Source organism: Paracoccus sp. (in: a-proteobacteria) (assembly GCF_030538755.1).
Classification (GTDB): domain Bacteria; phylum Pseudomonadota; class Alphaproteobacteria; order Rhodobacterales; family Rhodobacteraceae; genus Paracoccus.
The window spans coordinates 12,521-29,652 of the sequence record NZ_JAUNTJ010000003.1 but is presented as its reverse complement, the minus strand read 5'-3'; the positions used below and the strand labels follow the sequence as shown (position 1 = coordinate 29,652).

Below are 17,132 nucleotides of genomic sequence, written 5' to 3'. Positions count from 1 at the left end.
CTCAGTTCACCCGGTCCCCTGCATAGTGGTCGATGCGCTGGCGAAACTCGGTCCCGTCCGGTGCCGTGGCGGTAACGTGGATGATCCAGACGCCAGAGGCCAGATGCAGCGGCGCCCGGAACACGCCATTGTCATAGGTGAAATCGGGCGTCACATCCTCGCGCACATGGGTCGGGCGCCCCAGTGTCGCCGAAAGCGAGGCGACGCGGGCGGGCAGTCCGGCCTCATCGACGATCTGCAACGTCAATTCCTGCCCGTCATAGGCCGGGGTCACGGTCCAGCCCAGGGCCTGCTGCGCGGCACGTTCGCGCTCAAAGCTCTGCGAGGCGATATAGGAATTCGGCACCTCCAGCCCCGGAAACGTCCCCACCGCCTTGAAGGCCATAAAGATGTTAACCACGATGATGATGCCGAACATGGCCCCGGCAAAGCCCAGCATATGCCAGCCGGTAAAGCGTTTCCCGATCGTGAACAGCAGGAACGGCAGCACAAACAGCGCCGCGATTCCCAGAACCATCAGGTAAGGCGTCAGGTTTCCAAACATCAGCGTTCCCGTCCATGGAATACGGTCGAGGTCGAGGCAGAGATGTCGTCGGTCGTATCCGTCACCACCATTTCAATCCTTTGCTGCCCCGCCCTTGCCATCTGGCTGTCTGCGGGCGCGGTCACATAGACGCGCTGCAAATAGGTTTCGTCGGCGGCCACGGTAACGACATTGCCCTGCACCCCTTCCAGGGTAACGATCAGCCCCTCGGCCCCGTCGATGGTGACGGCAAAGGGCCGCGCCTCGTGCTGTTTGTTGCGCATCCGCACCTCGTAAGTGTTGCGGATCGAGCCGTCGGACAGCGGCACGAACACCGGGTTGCGCACCGGCGACACGCTGAGATCGAACGGAGAGCGCATGAACAGCGCCACGACCAGCGCAACCCCGATCCCGGCCCACAGCGTGAAATACAGCAGGGTCCGGGGGCGCAGGATGTGCCTGATGATCGGCTTGGGCGCGCCCCCCGCGCGTTCGGCGGTTTCATCGCGCAGCGCCATATAGTCGATCAGCCCGCGCGGCTTGCCGATCTTGTCCATGATTTCGTCGCAGGCGTCGATGCACAACGCACAGGTGATGCATTCGAGCTGCTGGCCGTTGCGGATGTCGATGCCCATCGGGCAGACGTTCACGCAGGCATAACAGTCGATGCAGTCGCCCTTGGCCGCCGCCGGATCGTCGGATTTGGTCTGCTCGCCCTTGGCGATACGGCCGCGCGGTTCGCCCCGCCAGTCGCGATAGGCGACGGTCAGCGTGTCCTCGTCCATCATGGCGGCCTGAATGCGCGGCCACGGGCAGGCATAGATGCAGATCTGTTCGCGGAAAAAGCCGCCGAACAGGAATGTCGTCGCCGTCATCACGCCGATGGTGATATAGGCCACCGGATGCGCCTGCCCGGTGAACAGGTTGCGCAGCAGGGTCGGCGCGTCGGCGAAATAAAACACCCACGCCCCGCCGGTCATCACCGCGATCAGCAGCCAGACCGTCCATTTCAGCAGGCGCAGGCGGATTTTCCGGCCATCGTATTTCTGCCGCCACAGACGGATGCGGGCGTTCCGGTCGCCCTCGATCCAGCGTTCGACAAGGATGAACAGATCGGTCCAGACCGTTTGCGGGCAGGCATAACCGCACCAGACCCGGCCCGCCGCCGAGGTGAACAGGAACAGCCCCAGCCCCGCCATCACCAAAAGGCCCGCCACGAAATAGAATTCGTGCGGCCAGATCTCGATCCAGAAGAAAAAGAACCGCCGGTTGGCCAGATCGACCAGCACCGCCTGATCGGGCAACTCAGGCCCACGGTTCCAGCGGAACCACGGGAAAACATAGTAAATCCCCAGCGTAACGGCGAGGATGATCCATTTCAGATTGCGGAATTTGCCGTAAACACGCTTGGGAAAGATTGGCTCGCGCGCCGCATATAGTTGCGACGGCTCGGCTTCTGAGGACATCTTTATACTCCTGTAGCGCGCAGGGAGGCGGCAGCAACATAGCCCAAGGTCAGGACCGGATCAAACGCGCAAACGCCCACATAGACGCCGCAGCCCATGCGCGGCAAGGGGGCGCAATGTCGCAGCCATCGCCCCCCTGCCATCCTGTCAGCCCGCCTTGGTGGCCGTATTCGGCCCGGCGGCGCGGCGCCCGGACGCGGCTTTGCGCGTTTCTGGATGCATGGCGCTGCCCAGCATATGTTCAGACCGATGCACGACATGGCTGGCCTGCCCCACGATCAGCGGGTCGGGCTGGCCGACCAGTTCGACATCCTTGCCCGGATAATCCAGCGACGACAGGAAGTGCCGCATACAGTTCAGGCGGGCGCGTTTCTTGTCGTTGGATTTGACGATGGTCCACGGCGCATCGGCGGTGTCGGTGTAAAAGAACATCGCCTCTTTTGCTTCGGTATAGTCGTCCCATTTGTCCAGGCTGGCCTTGTCGATGGGCGACAGCTTCCACTGTTTCAGCGGATCGGTTTCGCGCGCAAGAAAGCGGCGGCGCTGTTCCTCTTGCGTGACCGAGAACCAGTATTTGTAAAGCCGGATACCCGAGCGGACCAGCATCCGTTCAAATTCCGGTGCCTGACGCATGAATTCCAGATATTCCGTGGCCGAACAAAAGCCCATCACCCGCTCGACGCCGGCGCGGTTATACCAGCTGCGGTCATAGAACACCATTTCGCCGCTGGTCGGCAGGTGATTGACATAACGCTGAAAATACCACTGGCCGCGTTCCTGATCGGTGGGCTTTTGCAGCGCCACCACCCGCGCAAGGCGGGGGTTCAGGTGTTCGTTGAACCGCTTGATCGTGCCGCCTTTGCCTGCCGCATCGCGGCCCTCGAACAGAATAACGAATTTCTCGCCGGTTTCCTGCGCCCAAAGCTGAACCTTCAGCAGTTCAGCCTGAAGCCGCGCCTTTTCCGCCTCGTAAACCGCGCGGCCCATGCGGTGGCTGTAAGGATAACGGCCGTTTTCAAATGCGGCACGCACCTGTTCGGGGGTGACGGGGGCGGGCTTGGCACGCTTTCGGGTGGTTGCAGGCGCCGGTTTGGCAGCAACGCCCGCCGCACCGTCAAGCGCCGCTGCGGCGGCATCGGCCCCCTCGGCCGGGGCTGCGGCCTGGGGGGCAACGTCAAGGCGATTCCGGGTCAGGCTGTCATCAGGCATTGTTCGCGCACTCCATTTTCTTGAACGAATGCGTGCTTATGTCACATTTTCGTAATCTGCGCATTGAGGCGGATCAAATTTGCACCTTTTCGCGCACAAATCTGCCGCATAACCTGCGGCGGCAGGCAGGAAAGGACCACCCATGCTGACCATTCACGGCGTCACCCGTTCGCGCGCGTCGCGTATCATCTGGCTGTGCCATGAAATCGGGCTGGAGTTCCGGCAGGTGCCGGTGATTCAGGCCTATCGCCTGCCCGACCCCGAAGCCGCCGACGCGCCGTTGAACACCCGCTCGCCCGCTTTTCTGCGCCTGTCGCCCGCCGGGGCGGTGCCGGTGCTTCAGGATGACGGGCTTGTGCTGTCGGAAAGCATGGCCTGCACGCTGTATCTGGCTGGCAAATACGGTGCGCCCTTTGGCCCCGCCGATGCGGCGGAAAACGCGCAGATGATGCAATGGTCGTTCTATGCCGCGACCGCCATCGAGCCCGATGCGCTGACGCTGCTGTTCCTGTCGGCATCCGCCAAGCCCGACGATCGGGCGATCTGCGAAACCGCTGTCGAGCGCCTGATCCGCCCGCTGTCGGTGGTCGAGGATCATCTGAACCACCACGGCCAGATGGTCGCGGGCCGCTTTACCGTGGCCGACATCAACATGGCCGAGGTGATCCGCTATGCGCAGGGTCAGGCCGAGCTGATGGCGCGCTTTCCGGCGATCAGCGCCTGGCTGAGCGATTGTCAGGCCCGCCCCGCCTTTCGCAAGATGTGGGAAGCCCGACTGGCCGAGCCGGAATGACATTGAAATACCCATTCAGATGTGCGATACTTGGTCAATCTGAAAGGACACCCCATGACCCGCCTGCTGACCAACCACATCTGCACCATCACCGAACTGCGCGAACCGCAAAAGGTGCTTGACCGCGCCGGCGGCAAGCCCGTGGCGGTGCTGAAAAATTCGCAGCTGGTGGCCTATCTGGTCCCGCAAGAGGCCTCTGCCCCGACCCACCGCTATGCCACCGACGAAGAATTCGCAGCGGCATTCGAGGCGACCCGCGAACGTGCCAAGCCGATTCTGGACTATCTCAAGGATAAGTGACGGTCATGGAATGGCGTCTTTTATCGCCCGCTCAGGTTGAGCGGGCGCATGATCTGGTTCTCAATCCGGGCGAACTGACTGGCCGCGCGCGCGACAAATCGCTGGAAGGCGCGTTGTCGCGTGTCGAAAACCGGGTCGCTTACGGGTTGATTGCCGATATTTACGACCTCGCCGCTGCTTATGCGATGGCGGTCGCCCAAGGCCATTGCTTCAACGATGCCAACAAGCGGACCGCATTTGAGGTGATGTTTCTGGTGCTCCATATGAATGGCGGCATTCTGCCACTGGTCCCGGACGAAGAAATCGGCAACCAGATCATCGCTCTTGCGCAGGGGCTTATCGACGATGGCGATCTGGCCGACTGGCTGCGCGGCCGGGTCTAGCCGCCAGCCTCTGCGCCCCGGCGCGGGGGCGACGCTATCCCTTGTCGCGCCCTGCCCGGTCGTGAGATAACGGCCCAAATGACAAATGACCCGAGCAGACATATGGCCGACGATCTTTTCCAGTCCGACACGGCGTCCGACGCCTATTCCGCCGCCTCGATCGAGGTGCTTGAGGGGCTGGAACCCGTCCGAAAACGCCCTGGCATGTATATCGGCGGCACCGACGAACGCGCGCTGCATCACCTTGTCGCCGAAATCCTCGACAACTCGATGGACGAGGCGGTGGCGGGCCATGCCAGCCGGATCGAGGTAGAGCTGGCCGCCGATTACAGCGTCACCATCCGCGATAACGGGCGCGGCATCCCGATTGATCCGCACCCGAAATTCCCCGACAAATCGGCGCTTGAGGTGATCCTGTGCACGCTGCACGCGGGGGGCAAGTTTTCGGGCGATGCCTATCAGACCTCGGGCGGGTTGCACGGGGTTGGTGCCTCGGTCGTGAACGCGCTGTCCGACAGCATGGTGGTGCAGGTCGCGCGCAACAAGGAACTGTTTGAACAGCGTTTTTCGCGCGGCATTCCGCAAGGCCCGGTGGAAAGGATCGGCGCGGCGCCCAACCGGCGCGGCACCACCGTCACCTTCCACGCCGACGACCAGATCTTTGGCCATCACCGCTTTAAACCGGCGCGGCTGATGAAAATGGTCAAATCCAAGGCCTATCTGTTCAGCGGCGTGGAAATCCGCTGGAAAAGCGAGATCGACGATGGCGAAACCCCGCGCGAGGCCACCTTTCATTTTCCCGGCGGTCTGGCCGATTATCTGACCGAAACCCTGACCGGGGCCAGCACCTATGCCGACCGCCCCTTTGCCGGAAGCGTTGATTTCAAAGAAAAATTCAACGCCCCCGGCAAGGTGGACTGGGCGATCAACTGGACGCCATCGCGCGATGGATTTATCCAGTCTTATTGCAACACCGTCCCCACACCCGAAGGCGGCACCCACGAAGCCGGGTTCTGGTCTGCGATTCTCAAAGGCATCCGCGCCTATGGCGAACGGGTCAGCAACAAAAAGGCCGCGAATATCACCCGCGACGATCTGCTGACCGGCGGCTGCGCGCTGGTGTCGTGCTTTATCCGCGAACCGGAATTCGTTGGCCAGACCAAGGACCGGCTGGCCACGGTCGAGGCGCAGCGGCTGGTCGAAGGCGCGGTGCGCGACCATTTCGACAACTGGCTGGCGGCGGACACGAAATCGGCGGGCGCCATTCTGGATTTCCTGATCCTGCGCGCCGAAGAACGCCTGCGCCGCCGTCAGGAAAAGGAAACCGCCCGCAAATCCGCCACCAAAAAGCTGCGCCTGCCCGGCAAGCTGGTCGATTGCAGCGCCACCAACCGCGACGGCACCGAGATTTTCATCGTCGAGGGCGACAGCGCCGGCGGCAGCGCCAAGATGGCGCGCGACCGGACGACTCAGGCCCTGCTGCCGCTGAAAGGCAAGATCCTGAACGTGCTGGGGGCGGCCTCGTCCAAGCTGGGGTCGAACTCGGAAATCTCGGATATTTGTCAGGCGCTTGGCGTCGGTATGGGATCGAAATTCAACGTCGATGACCTGCGCTATGACAAGATCATCATCATGACCGACGCTGATGTGGACGGCGCCCATATCGCCAGCCTGCTGATGACGTTCTTTTTTACCCAGATGCGCCCGCTGATCGACAAGGGCCACCTGTATCTGGCCTGCCCGCCGCTGTATCGGCTGACGCAGGGCGCGAACCGGGTCTATGTCGCCGATGACGCGGAAAAGGAACGTCTGCTGACCAAGGGCTTGGGCGGAAAGGGAAAAATCGACGTGCAGCGGTTCAAGGGCCTGGGCGAAATGGACGCCAAAGACCTGAAGGACACCACGATGAACCCCGCCACGCGCAAGCTGATCCGCGTCAGCATCGACGATCACGACGGCGGCGAAACCGGCGATCTGGTCGAACGACTGATGGGCAAGAAACCCGAATTGCGCTTTGAATACATTCAGGAAAACGCGCAATTCGCCGAAGATCTGGATGTATGAATGTGGATAATCGGGATCGCAGCAACCCTCACTTACCTTATCGGCATAATATGGCTTCGCACCCCTAACATATGGGAAGAATTTCACGCCATGCGCCTCAATGAACTTGGGGATTTTTTGGCAGGCGCCTTTGCACCCATTGCGTTTTTATGGCTGGTTTTAGGGTTCTTTCAGCAAGGCAGAGAATTGCAAAACAGCTCGGAATCGCTTCGCCATCAGGTAAAAGAGATGGAAGAAGCTACGAACGCGGCACGAGAACAGGCCGAGGCACAGCGTCAGGCGATTGATGTTGCAAAGCTAAGCGAAGATCGTCGCCGTCAGCTAGACCTTGAAGATCGCGCACCCTGTTTTGTTGCGAAGATTACGAGCTATGACAGTGGCGTGTGGCAGATCACCCTCACAAATACAGGAAGCTTTTCATCACTCCTGCAAATTGAGGCGCGCCAGATCGGGAACCAGGAACCCATGCATCAGTCCATTATATTCGCCCCCAATATCGCTACCAACGACATGAAGGAAGTGAAAATCGGCCCTGCCGATGATCCCAATTTTGACACGAAAAGTGTGTATTTAAATCTTCGCGCAACAAATCCCAAAAGCATAGAAACAACTCAGAAGTTCTTTCTTTATGAAAATGCGATCAAGCCGGACGGCTATGACGTGCGCCACATCGGTTACGATGAAAACCATGCATGAAATCCCCCGCCCCCTGCTGACACAGACGCATCTTGACCGGGTGCGGCATCACAGCAGTGGCCCACTGCACAGCCCGCATTTCACCATGCTGGACGATGCCGATCTGGACCGGCTGGCCGAGGCGCTGACCCGTGATCGTCCGCGTCCGATCCCGGTGTTCGCCTATGGCTCGTTGATCTGGAACCCCGGCTTTGAGGTGCAGGCGCGGCGGCGGGCGCGGGCGATTGGCTGGCATCGGCGGTTCAGCATTCATCTGGATCACTTTCGCGGCTCGCCCGATCAGCCGGGGCTGATGCTGGCCCTTGCCTCGGGCGGGGAATGCGACGGGCTGCTGCTGGACATCGCGCCGGGGACCGAGGGCGAATCGCTGTGCGCTCTGCTGCGGCGCGAACTGGTGGCGCATGAGCTGGCCGCGAATGCCGTCTGGATCGAGGTTGCGACCGAACAGGGCCGCGAACAGGCGCTGACCTTTTATGCCGATCCGGTTGGCACCGAACTGGCCGATCTGAGTGTCGATGAACAGGCCAGCCGTCTGGCCCGCGCCAATGGTGCGGCCGGATCAGGTGCCGAATATCTGCACCGCACCGCCCATGGGCTGCGCGATGCCGGTATCTTTGACCCCTATATCTGGGAACTGGATCGTCTGGTTGCCGCCGAAATCGACCGGCTGCACGATGAGCCTAAAACCGCATCCCCAGACTGATCGACACCTTATCCGTGCCGATACCCAGGCTGGCCGCGCCAAGGCTGAACCCGATCAGCGCGCCTGACATGACCTGCGCAGGCGTATGTTCGCCCGCGTGGATGCGGCTTAGCCCCGTCATCCCGGCAGCGCCATAGACCGCCGCCCCGGCCAGCGGATCATCGGCAAAGCATTTGCCCGCCAGATCCGCCGCACCGAACATGGCCGCCGCCGTATGGCCCGAGGGGAAACCGTCGCCGCCACCCGACGGACGCCGGCCGATGGCGCTGTCCTGAAACAGATGTTTCAGCGCCAGAACCAGCCCCACCTGCACCGCGCCGCGCACGGCGAAATCCTCGCCGCGATCATCGCGCAGCGCGCACAGCGCGGCGGCGGCGGGCAGGCCGTATTTCATCGCCGTGCCGAAATTTTCAAACGGATCGGCCACGGCCGGGGCGGCAGCCGTGGTCAGGACCAGACCGAGGACAGCGGGGCGCAACACGGATTATTCCTGCATCCCCTCGACATATTCCATCAGCGCCACCAGCCGCCGCGGGGTCGGCGTTTCGCGGCCATCGCCCGCGTCATACATGACGCTGCGGCCCTCCAGCAGGTCGCCGAACTGCGGCATCGGGCTTTCGGAACGGCCCATGGTATAGCCGTAGATATGGCTCATCACCTGAAGGCGCGGGAATTCGCCGCCATGCTGCGCGGCGATGGTGGTGATGTCGGAGGGGCGCGGGTCTTGCCCCGCTGCCGCCGGGCCGTCGCCCTTGCCAGTGGTGCCATGGCAGCCGGCGCACAGGTTCATATAGTCGCTGCGCGCGGTGGTGATCTGTTGGTCGGGGGAGCAGGCGGCGATCATCGCTGCCATCGCCAAAGCTGCCGTGCCTGCCACAATCGCCTGTTTCATCAGGTTCTCCGGTTTTATCTGCTGCCCGGACTGTGCCGCAGGCCGTGCGCGCGGGCAACCGTTTCACGCCGGACAGGCGGTTTTCCTGCCTCAGCCCAGACCGATGACGCGATCCATCCTGGCGGCCAGATCATGGTTATGCGTCGCGATCAGCGCCGACAGGCCGGTGTCGCGCACCAGCTCCATCAGCACGCCGAACACCTTGTCCGAAGTGTCCGGGTCAAGGTTGCCCGTCGGCTCATCCGCCAGCAGCAGGGACGGCGCATTGGCCAGCGCGCGGCAAAAGGCCACCCGCTGCTGTTCGCCCCCCGACAGTTCGGCCGGGCGGTGGTCGGCGCGATGCGACAGGCCGACGCGGGCCAGCAGATCGGCGGCGCGCGCCGCAGCCGCGCCTTGGGCAGTGCCATTGGCAAGCTGCGGCAGGATCACGTTTTCGGCGGCTGAAAATTCGGGCAGCAGGTGGTGGAACTGATAGACAAAGCCCAGATCCTGCCGCCGCGCCTCGGTCCGGGCCTTGTCGGGCAGGCCGGTCATATCGCGCCCGTTCAGCACCACCTGCCCGCCGGTCGGCGTGTCCAGCAGCCCGGCGATATGCAGCAGCGTCGATTTGCCCGAACCGGACGGCGCGACCAGCGCCACCACCTCGCCACGCGCGACGGTCAGGTTGATGTCGCGCAGCACCTGCACCGGCGAGGGGCCGCCGGCGCCATAGGTTTTCGACACATCGCGCAGGGACAGGACTTCATTCATAGCGCAGCGCCTCGACCGGGTTCATCCGTGCCGCGCGGCGGGCCGGGAAAATGGTGACGATAAAGGACAGAAACAGCGACAGGGCCACGGCGCGGCCCACATCCCACAGCCGCAATTCGGCAGGCAGGCGATAGATGCCGCGCACCTCGGGCTGCCATGCGCCGCCGCCGGTCAGCGCATTCAGCCCCGCCATGATGTTATCGACATTCAGCGCCAGCAACACGCCCAGGATCACCCCGGCGATGGTGCCCAGCACCCCGGTAAAGGCACCGCACAGAAAAAACACCCGCATCACCGCGCCCTGCGTCAGCCCCATGGTGCGCAGGATGCCGATGTCGCGGCCCTTGTTCTTGACCAGCATCACCAGCCCCGAGGTGATATTCATCGCCGCGATCAGCACCAGCACCGACAGGATGACGAACATCACATCATCCTCCATATCCAGCGCCGACAGAAAGGATGAGGACGAATCCTTCCACGACCACAGCAAGGCCCCCTGCCCGGCGGCTTGCAGCAGATCGGGTGTCCAGATGTCGATGCGCTCGGGGTCGTTCACGAAAACTTCGATTTCGTCCGCCGCACCCTCGCGGTTGAAATAGGACTGCGCCTCGGGCAGCGGCATATAGATGCGGGTGCGGTCGATGTCATAGCGCCCGGCGGAAAAGATATAGGCGACGTCGTAAACCTCGATCCGGGGGGTGGTGCCAAAGGCCGTGCGGGCACCATCGGGGGAAATCAGCTTGACCTTGTCGCCGATGCCCACGCCCAGTTCGCGGGCGATACCGTTGCCGATGGCGATGCCATTGTCGAACTGATCCAGACTTCCCAGCGATGTGGACGGGTCGGCAATGCGCGGCATCGCGGCCAGCGCATCACGGGTGACGCCGAACACCTCGGCCACGTTCGAGCGATCCCCGGCCGAAGCCATGACCTGCCCCTTGACCACCGGCACCGCGCGGGTAACGCCCGGCAGCGCGGCGATGCGGGCGGCCATGTCGTCATAGTCGGTGATCCGCCCGGACTGGGTATAAACCTCGCCGGTCAGTTCGTTGGTAAAGCTGGTTGACGCCATATAAACCGAGGTGTGGGCATTCGCCCCAAGGATCGTGTCCACGAATTCCGCGCGAAAGCCCGACCGCACTGCCAGCGTGGCGATCAGCGCCATCACGCCCAAGGCGATGCCGATCAGGCTGATCCACGTCATCACGCTGACGCCGCCTTCGGACCGGCGGGCACGCAGGTATCGCCATGCAATCAGGAACTCATAGCGGGAAAAGGGGGCGGGGCTGGCCATTCGCACCTCGGGTCAAAGCGCGGGCAAACTGGACGCGGGGGGCCAAAAGATCAAGCCGACAATGGCGTGATGACTGGCGGCGGGCGGCAATTGCGCTTATGCGGGGCGGCATGGCCAAACCTGTCACCTCTTTCACCTGCACCGAATGCGGTGCCGCGCACAAGAAATGGGCCGGGCGCTGCGATGCTTGCGGCGCGTGGAACAGCATCGTCGAAGAAGCGCCGCTGGCGCAGGGGCCGGGGCGCGGCCTTGGTGCCGCGCGCGGGCGCATGGTGCCGCTGGCCGGGCTGGCAACGGACGAACCGCCCCCCGCCCGCACCGCATCCGGGGTCGAGGAATTCGACCGCGTTCTGGGCGGCGGGCTGGTGCCGGGCAGCGCGATTCTGGTCGGCGGCGATCCGGGAATCGGCAAATCCACGCTGCTGTTGCAGGCAGCGGCGGCCTTGGCCCGGCGCGGGGCGCAGGCGATCTATCTGTCGGGCGAAGAGGCCGGGTCGCAGATCCGTATGCGCGCCGCCCGGCTGGGGCTAACCGATGCGCCGGTGCGGCTGGGGGCCGAAACCAACCTGCGCGACATTCTGACGACACTGGACGCAGAAAAGCCCGATCTGGCGGTGGTCGATTCCGTTCAGACGCTGTGGTCGGATCAGGTGCAGGCCGCGCCGGGGTCGGTGGCGCAGGTCCGTGCCGCCGCGCACGAACTGGTGACATTCGCCAAGCGCAGCGGCGTGGCGGTGATCCTTGTCGGCCATGTCACCAAGGACGGCCAGATCGCCGGGCCGCGCGTCGTCGAACATATGGTCGATACCGTCCTTTATTTCGAGGGCGAGCGCGGCCACCAGTTCCGCATCCTGCGCAGCGTCAAGAACCGCTTTGGCCCCGCAGGCGAAATCGGCGTGTTCGAGATGACCGGCGGCGGGCTGGCCGAGGTGGCCAACCCCTCTGCCCTGTTCCTGTCGGAACGCGGCCAGCCGGTCGCCGGTTCGGCGGTATTCGCCGGGATCGAGGGCACCCGCCCCGTCCTGACCGAGGTTCAGGCGCTGGTCGCCCCATCCACCCTTGCCAGCCCGCGCCGCACGGTCGTCGGGCTGGATTCGGGGCGCGTGTCCACCATCCTTGCGGTGCTGGAATCGCGCTGCGGCATCCCCTTTGCCGGGCTGGATGTGTTCCTGAACGTCGCGGGCGGGATGCGCGTGGCCGAACCCGCCGCCGATCTGGCCATCGCGGGCGCGCTTTTGTCCGCCCGCGAAGACGCGCCGCTGCCGCCCGAGGCGGTGCTTTTCGGCGAAATCAGCCTGTCGGGGGCGCTGCGTCCCGTCGCGCAAGCGGAAAACAGGTTGAAAGAAGCCCAAAAACTTGGTTTTTCACAGGCGATTTTGCCCGAAAGCCAGCGGCTTGAGGGCGACGGGGCCATGCGCATTGCGCGGATGGCCGATCTGACTGGATTTGTGGGCGAAGTCTTTGGCGCCGGCTAAGACCCGCCGTTACAACAAAAAAACCGGCGCGTGAGAGGACGATGGACGGATTTACGATCATTGACGCAGTGGTGGCCGCGGTCATCATCCTGTCAGCCATCCTGGCCTGGAGCCGGGGCTTCGTGCGCGAATCGCTGTCGATTCTGGGCTGGATCGCGGCGGCCATTCTGGCCTTCATGTTCGCGGCGGCGGTCAAACCGCTGATCGCGCAGGTGCCGGTGCTGGACCGCTTTCTGGGCGACAGTTGCGAACTGGCCACCATTGCCGGATTCGCGGTGGTGTTCGCGCTGGCGCTGGTGGTGTTTTCCATCATCACGCCGCTGTTTTCATCGGTGGTGCAGCGGTCGGCACTGGGTGGTGTCGATCAGGGCATGGGCTTTTTGTTCGGGGTCGCGCGCGGCGTTCTGCTGGTGGCGATCGCCTTTATCGTCTATGACCGGGTGATGACCAGCCAGACGGTGCCGCTGGTGGAAAATTCCCGCTCGGCACAGGTATTTGCGCGGCTTTCCAGCCAGATGGACAACCAGATCCCCGCCGATGCGCCGGGCTGGATCGTGTCGCGCTATGAACAACTGGTGCGGTCCTGCGGCCCGGCGGCGGATGCGCCCACAGCGCCCGCGACGACGGCACCTGCCAACTGATTTAACAGTTTCGTAACAATTTCGCCCCCGTGCCGCGCGCGGGGGCGTGACTTTCCCGGCCTGCGGTTCTACACAGCGGCTGACAGCCCAGACCCCAGCAAACAGGACGCACCGGATGAAACCCTTTCTGGCCGATCCGTTCGATTCCGACAGCCTGCACGAAGAATGCGGCGTGTTTGGCGTTATCGGCGTGGCCGACGCCGCCAGCTTTGTCGCCCTTGGGCTGCACGCCCTTCAGCATCGCGGGCAAGAGGCCGGGGGCATCTATGCCCATGACCCCGAACAGGGGTTCAACGGCGCCCACCGCTTTGGCTATGTGCGCGACAATTTCACCAAGGCCGAGGTGATTTCCACCCTGCCCGGCCCGCTGGCCATCGGGCATGTGCGCTATTCCACCGCCGGGACCAAGGCGAACACGGCGATCCGCGACGTGCAGCCCTTTTTCGGCGAATTCGCCATGGGCGGCTGCGCCATTGCCCATAACGGCAATATCACCAACGCCACCGCCCTGCGCCGCGAGCTGATCGAACGCGGCAGCATTTTCCAATCAAGCAGCGATTCCGAGTGTATCATTCACCTGATGGCCCGCTCGATTCAGCGCAATCTGGCCGAACGGCTGAAAGACGCGCTGCGCCGGGTCGAAGGCGCGTTCAGCGTCATCGCCATGACCCGCACCAAGCTGATCGGCGTGCGCGATCCCTTGGGGGTGCGCCCGCTGGTTCTGGGCCGGGTGGGCGACGATGGCTATGCGCTGGCTTCGGAAACCTGCGCGCTGGACATTATCGGCGCCGAATTCGTGCGCGAAATCGAACCGGGAGAAATGGTTGTCATCTCGCCCGGCAAGGTCGAAAGCTCGCGTCCGTTTGCGCCGGCGGGCAGCCGGTTCTGCATCTTTGAGCATGTGTATTTCAGCCGCCCCGATTCGATCATCGGCGGGCGGTCGGTCTATGAGACACGACGTCAGATCGGCGTCGAACTGGCCCGCGAAGCCCCGATCGAGGCCGATCTGGTCTGCGCCGTCCCCGACAGCGGCACCCCTGCCGCCATCGGCTATGCACAGGAAAGCGGCATTCCCTTTGGCATGGGGATCATCCGCAACCAATACATGGGCCGCACCTTCATCGAGCCGACCGACCAGATCCGCAACATGGGCGTCCGGCTGAAACTGAACGTCAACCGCGCGCTGATTCAGGGCAAGCGGGTGGTTCTGGTCGATGACAGCGTGGTGCGCGGCACCACCAGCCGCAAGATCAAGGACATGATCCTTGATGCCGGTGCCGCCGAGGTGCATTTCCGCATCGCCAGCCCGCCCACCGCATGGCCATGCTTTTACGGCGTCGATACGCCCGACCGTGGCAAGCTGCTGGCCGCGCAGATGACGCCTGCGGAAATGCGCGACTGGATCGGCGTCGATTCGCTGGCCTTCGTGTCGCTGGACGGGCTTTATCGCGCCGCGGGCGAGGCCGGGGGCCGCAAGAATGACTGCCCGCAATATTGCGACGCCTGCTTTTCCGGCGACTATCCCGTGGCCCCGTCAGACCAGATCGAGCGTGGTTTCCAGATGCTGGAAGGCAGCGAAACCGCCCACGCCGCCGAATAGACCCCCCGCCTTGCCGGGATGAACGGCCCGCCCGTTCATCCCCTACACGCGGCCCTGACCTTCGGTGGGGGGGCCAAAGCGTTCGATCATCCGCTTGCGGATCTGGTCGCGGGTCTGGCGATACATCTCCAGCTTGGCGTCGCGGGTTTCGCCCATGCCGGTCGGGTCCATGATCGGCCAGTATTCCACATCCAGATGATACAGCCGCGTCAGTTCCAGCGCCTGCCGCTGGCTGGCGGGCGACAGGGCGATGACCAGATCAAAGCCGCCCAGATCGTCGCCCCAATCCTGCATTTCCTCGAACGAGCGGCTGCGGTGGTTCGACAGCTCCACGCCGATTTCTTCGCTGACGGCGATGGCAAAGCCGTCGATTTCCAGATCGTTATGCACACCCGCCGACTGCACATAGGCGCGGCGGCCATAATATTTCTTCATCATCCCCTCGGCCATGGGCGAGCGGATGGCGTTATGGTCGCAGCAAAACAGCACCGAATGGGGAATGCCGTTGCCTGTCATCTTACCCCTGCGGGATCAGCGCGCAGATCAGGGTGAACAGGCGGCGGGCGGTGTCGATGTCCAGTTCCGCCTTGCCCTCCAGCCGTTCTTGCAGGGTGCGCGCACCTTCGTTGTGGATGCCGCGCCGGGCCATGTCGATCGCCTCGATCTGGGCGGGCGGCAGGCGTTTCACCGCATCGAAATAGCTGTTGCAGATCTGGAAATAGTCTTTGACGACCTGCCGGAACGGTCCCATCGACAGATGAAATTCGGCCACCTGCGCCTGCGCTTCAGTCGTCAGGCCAAAGACCAGCCGCCCTTCACGGATCGCCAGATCCAGCACATAGGGGCCGGGCGGTACCTCGGCCCCGTCGCGCCCCGGCAGGGTAAAGCTGTTGTCCTCGATCAGATCAAAGATGGCGACGCGGCGTTCCTGCTCCATCTCGGGCGTGGCGGGCGGCAGGGCGGAATCGTCGATTTCAATATGGCAGAGGCGGGTCATAGGCAGCGTCCCCCTTGGTCGTGGTTAGTCGGCAGATTGGCCGTTCTGATTCAGCGCGTCCAGACGCGATTGCACCGATTGCGCATGGGCGTGCAACCCTTCGGACAGCGCCAGCCGCACCGCCGCCGGGCCGATAGCCGCCAACGCGCCCGGCGACAGCCGCGCCACCGTGCTGCGTTTCAGGAAATCCATCACCGACAGACCCGACGAAAAGCGGGCGGAACGCGCGGTGGGCAGCACATGGTTCGGGCCGCTGACGTAGTCGCCCGCCGCCTCGGGGGTAAAACCGCCCAGAAAGATCGCGCCCGCATGGCGCACCATGGCCGCCACCGCCTCGGGATCATCGGTGCAGATTTCCAGATGCTCGGGCGCGATGCGATCAGACAGAGCCGCCGCCTGTTCCAGATCGCGGGTGACGATGACCGTGCCATAATCGCGCCAGCTTGCCCCGGCGATGTCGGCGCGCGGCAAGGTCGGGATCAGCCGGTCCACCGCCCCGGCCACGGCATGGGCCAGCGCCGCATCGGGCGTAACCAGAATCGACTGCGCCGCCGTGTCATGTTCGGCCTGCGCCAGCAGGTCCAGCGCCAGCCAGTCGGGGTTCTGTTCGCCATCGGCGATAATCAGCACCTCGGACGGGCCGGCGATCATGTCGATGCCGACCTTGCCGAACACCTGCCGTTTCGCGGCGGCGACATAAGCGTTGCCCGGCCCGGTGATCTTGTCCACAGGGGCGATGGTTTCGGTGCCATAGGCCAGCGCGGCAATCGCCTGCGCGCCACCGATGCGATAGATTTCATCCACCCCCGCCAGCTCGGCCGCCAGCAGCACCAGCGGGTTGATCGCGCCATCGGGCGTCGGCACGGTAATCGCCAGCCGCCGCACCCCGGCCACCCGCGCCGGGATCGCATTCATCAGCACGGATGAGGGATAGCTGGCCGTGCCCCCCGGCACATACAGACCCGCCGCATCCACCGCCGTCCAGCGCCAGCCCAGCGTCGCGCCGCTGGCGTCGGTCCAGCTTTCGTCGGCGGGCATCTGGCGTTCGTGATAGGCGCGGATGCGATCCGCCGCCAGTTCCAGCGCGGCGCGATCTTCCGCGCTGACCTTGGCCGTTTCCGCCGCGATGTCAGCAGCAGACAGGCGCAACTGATCCGGCGTCAGGTCCAGCCGGTCGAACCGCGCCGTCAGATCGCACAGCGCCGCATCGCCGCGCGCGCGCACATCGTCGATGATCGCGGCCACGGCCTGCCCGACATCTGCGGCATCCTCGCGCTTCATGGTCAGAACCTCGCGGAAGCGCGGCTCGAAATCGGTATCATCGGTGGTCAGGATCGTGGGCATCG

Annotated in this window: 19 protein-coding genes; 9 read left to right on the top strand and 10 right to left on the bottom strand. The window is 63.8% G+C overall.

What is annotated here, in order from left to right:
- Position 1: 1 nt before the first annotated feature.
- The 3 genes from Q4G14_RS02385 to ppk2 all read right to left on the bottom strand — a co-directional run bounded on the left by Q4G14_RS02385 (position 2) and on the right by ppk2 (position 3,198).
- Positions 2-544, bottom strand: coding sequence for a FixH family protein (locus Q4G14_RS02385; protein WP_303360123.1), 543 nt, complete (start codon positions 542-544; stop codon positions 2-4).
- Positions 544-1,989 carry a cytochrome c oxidase accessory protein CcoG gene (ccoG, locus tag Q4G14_RS02380; RefSeq protein ID WP_303360122.1) on the bottom strand — a complete coding sequence of 482 codons (1,446 nt, stop codon included), beginning with the start codon at positions 1,987-1,989 and terminating at the stop codon, positions 544-546. The genes Q4G14_RS02385 and ccoG overlap by 1 nt, the downstream gene beginning before the upstream one ends.
- 147 nt (positions 1,990-2,136) lie before the next feature.
- Entirely contained in the window at positions 2,137-3,198 is a 1,062-nt protein-coding gene (gene ppk2, locus Q4G14_RS02375; RefSeq protein ID WP_303360121.1) for a polyphosphate kinase 2, read from the bottom strand.
- A gap of 142 nt (positions 3,199-3,340) precedes the next feature.
- Here ppk2 and Q4G14_RS02370 point away from each other — a divergent pair, with 142 nt between their 5' ends.
- The 6 genes from Q4G14_RS02370 to Q4G14_RS02345 all read left to right on the top strand — a co-directional run bounded on the left by Q4G14_RS02370 (position 3,341) and on the right by Q4G14_RS02345 (position 8,137).
- Positions 3,341-3,991, top strand: a complete 651-nt coding sequence (locus Q4G14_RS02370; protein WP_303360120.1) for a glutathione S-transferase family protein — start codon at positions 3,341-3,343, stop codon at positions 3,989-3,991.
- A 54-nt stretch (positions 3,992-4,045) separates the two neighbouring features.
- Positions 4,046-4,291: a hypothetical protein gene (locus tag Q4G14_RS02365; RefSeq protein ID WP_303360119.1), complete on the top strand. Its 246-nt coding sequence runs from the start codon at positions 4,046-4,048 to the stop codon at positions 4,289-4,291.
- Between the two features lie 5 nt (positions 4,292-4,296).
- Entirely contained in the window at positions 4,297-4,674 is a 378-nt protein-coding gene (locus Q4G14_RS02360) for a type II toxin-antitoxin system death-on-curing family toxin (RefSeq protein WP_303360118.1), read from the top strand.
- Positions 4,675-4,776: 102 nt separating this feature from the next.
- Positions 4,777-6,738, top strand: coding sequence for a DNA topoisomerase IV subunit B (parE, locus tag Q4G14_RS02355; RefSeq protein ID WP_303360117.1), 1,962 nt, complete (start codon positions 4,777-4,779; stop codon positions 6,736-6,738).
- Between the two features lie 90 nt (positions 6,739-6,828).
- Entirely contained in the window at positions 6,829-7,434 is a 606-nt protein-coding gene (locus tag Q4G14_RS02350) for a hypothetical protein (protein ID WP_303360116.1), read from the top strand.
- Complete coding sequence (locus tag Q4G14_RS02345; protein WP_303360115.1) at positions 7,418-8,137, top strand: gamma-glutamylcyclotransferase; 720 nt, start codon at positions 7,418-7,420, stop codon at positions 8,135-8,137. Before Q4G14_RS02350 ends, Q4G14_RS02345 begins: the two co-directional genes overlap by 17 nt.
- On the opposite strand, the gene Q4G14_RS02340 is transcribed toward Q4G14_RS02345, so the two are convergent.
- The 4 genes from Q4G14_RS02340 to Q4G14_RS02325 form a co-directional block, all read right to left on the bottom strand.
- Positions 8,115-8,618, bottom strand: a complete 504-nt coding sequence (locus Q4G14_RS02340) for a phosphatase PAP2 family protein (RefSeq protein WP_303360114.1) — start codon at positions 8,616-8,618, stop codon at positions 8,115-8,117. The genes Q4G14_RS02345 and Q4G14_RS02340 overlap by 23 nt on opposite strands.
- A 3-nt stretch (positions 8,619-8,621) precedes the next feature.
- Positions 8,622-9,029, bottom strand: coding sequence for a c-type cytochrome (locus Q4G14_RS02335; RefSeq protein WP_303360113.1), 408 nt, complete (start codon positions 9,027-9,029; stop codon positions 8,622-8,624).
- 90 nt (positions 9,030-9,119) lie between these two features.
- The gene (locus Q4G14_RS02330; RefSeq protein ID WP_303360112.1) at positions 9,120-9,779 is read right to left on the bottom strand and encodes an ABC transporter ATP-binding protein; all 660 of its coding nucleotides are present in this window, start codon (positions 9,777-9,779) and stop codon (positions 9,120-9,122) included.
- Entirely contained in the window at positions 9,772-11,073 is a 1,302-nt protein-coding gene (locus tag Q4G14_RS02325) for a lipoprotein-releasing ABC transporter permease subunit (protein WP_303360111.1), read from the bottom strand. Before Q4G14_RS02325 ends, Q4G14_RS02330 begins: the two co-directional genes overlap by 8 nt.
- A gap of 110 nt (positions 11,074-11,183) precedes the next feature.
- On the opposite strand from Q4G14_RS02325, the gene radA reads away from it, so the two are divergent.
- The 3 genes from radA to purF all read left to right on the top strand — a co-directional run bounded on the left by radA (position 11,184) and on the right by purF (position 14,789).
- Positions 11,184-12,548 (top strand): DNA repair protein RadA, encoded by a 1,365-nt coding sequence (radA, locus tag Q4G14_RS02320; RefSeq protein ID WP_303360110.1) that lies wholly within the window; start codon positions 11,184-11,186, stop codon positions 12,546-12,548.
- A 41-nt stretch (positions 12,549-12,589) separates the two neighbouring features.
- The gene (locus Q4G14_RS02315; RefSeq protein WP_303360109.1) at positions 12,590-13,189 is read left to right on the top strand and encodes a CvpA family protein; all 600 of its coding nucleotides are present in this window, start codon (positions 12,590-12,592) and stop codon (positions 13,187-13,189) included.
- A gap of 115 nt (positions 13,190-13,304) precedes the next feature.
- A complete protein-coding gene (purF, locus tag Q4G14_RS02310) occupies positions 13,305-14,789 on the top strand; it encodes an amidophosphoribosyltransferase (RefSeq protein WP_303360108.1) in 1,485 nt (494 codons plus the stop codon).
- A gap of 42 nt (positions 14,790-14,831) precedes the next feature.
- Here purF and Q4G14_RS02305 read toward each other — a convergent pair whose 3' ends face one another.
- From Q4G14_RS02305 to hisD, 3 genes are read right to left on the bottom strand one after another with little or no spacing between them, the layout of a single operon-like run.
- Positions 14,832-15,305 (bottom strand): low molecular weight phosphatase family protein, encoded by a 474-nt coding sequence (locus tag Q4G14_RS02305; protein ID WP_303360107.1) that lies wholly within the window; start codon positions 15,303-15,305, stop codon positions 14,832-14,834.
- A gap of 1 nt (position 15,306) precedes the next feature.
- A complete protein-coding gene (locus Q4G14_RS02300; protein ID WP_303360106.1) occupies positions 15,307-15,786 on the bottom strand; it encodes a UPF0262 family protein in 480 nt (159 codons plus the stop codon).
- A 24-nt stretch (positions 15,787-15,810) separates the two neighbouring features.
- Entirely contained in the window at positions 15,811-17,130 is a 1,320-nt protein-coding gene (gene hisD / locus Q4G14_RS02295) for a histidinol dehydrogenase (RefSeq protein ID WP_303360105.1), read from the bottom strand.
- Between the last annotated feature and the right edge of the window lie 2 nt (positions 17,131-17,132).

Bases quoted from the DNA above. Each gene is read 5' to 3' on its own strand.
- Q4G14_RS02330 (WP_303360112.1), bottom strand. From the start codon at position 9,779: ATGAATGAAGTCCTGTCCCTGCGCGATGTGTCGAAAACCTATGGCGCC.
- ccoG (WP_303360122.1), bottom strand. From the start codon at position 1,989: ATGTCCTCAGAAGCCGAGCCGTCGCAACTATATGCGGCGCGCGAGCCA.
- Q4G14_RS02365 (WP_303360119.1), top strand. From the start codon at position 4,046: ATGACCCGCCTGCTGACCAACCACATCTGCACCATCACCGAACTGCGC.
- purF (WP_303360108.1), top strand. From the start codon at position 13,305: ATGAAACCCTTTCTGGCCGATCCGTTCGATTCCGACAGCCTGCACGAA.
- Q4G14_RS02385 (WP_303360123.1), bottom strand. From the start codon at position 544: ATGTTTGGAAACCTGACGCCTTACCTGATGGTTCTGGGAATCGCGGCG.
- Q4G14_RS02300 (WP_303360106.1), bottom strand. From the start codon at position 15,786: ATGACCCGCCTCTGCCATATTGAAATCGACGATTCCGCCCTGCCGCCC.
- parE (WP_303360117.1), top strand. From the start codon at position 4,777: ATGGCCGACGATCTTTTCCAGTCCGACACGGCGTCCGACGCCTATTCC.
- Q4G14_RS02345 (WP_303360115.1), top strand. From the start codon at position 7,418: ATGAAAACCATGCATGAAATCCCCCGCCCCCTGCTGACACAGACGCAT.
- radA (WP_303360110.1), top strand. From the start codon at position 11,184: ATGGCCAAACCTGTCACCTCTTTCACCTGCACCGAATGCGGTGCCGCG.
- Q4G14_RS02335 (WP_303360113.1), bottom strand. From the start codon at position 9,029: ATGAAACAGGCGATTGTGGCAGGCACGGCAGCTTTGGCGATGGCAGCG.
- ppk2 (WP_303360121.1), bottom strand. From the start codon at position 3,198: ATGCCTGATGACAGCCTGACCCGGAATCGCCTTGACGTTGCCCCCCAG.
- Q4G14_RS02325 (WP_303360111.1), bottom strand. From the start codon at position 11,073: ATGGCCAGCCCCGCCCCCTTTTCCCGCTATGAGTTCCTGATTGCATGG.
- Q4G14_RS02305 (WP_303360107.1), bottom strand. From the start codon at position 15,305: ATGACAGGCAACGGCATTCCCCATTCGGTGCTGTTTTGCTGCGACCAT.
- Q4G14_RS02360 (WP_303360118.1), top strand. From the start codon at position 4,297: ATGGAATGGCGTCTTTTATCGCCCGCTCAGGTTGAGCGGGCGCATGAT.
- Q4G14_RS02350 (WP_303360116.1), top strand. From the start codon at position 6,829: ATGCGCCTCAATGAACTTGGGGATTTTTTGGCAGGCGCCTTTGCACCC.
- Q4G14_RS02370 (WP_303360120.1), top strand. From the start codon at position 3,341: ATGCTGACCATTCACGGCGTCACCCGTTCGCGCGCGTCGCGTATCATC.
- hisD (WP_303360105.1), bottom strand. From the start codon at position 17,130: ATGCCCACGATCCTGACCACCGATGATACCGATTTCGAGCCGCGCTTC.
- Q4G14_RS02315 (WP_303360109.1), top strand. From the start codon at position 12,590: ATGGACGGATTTACGATCATTGACGCAGTGGTGGCCGCGGTCATCATC.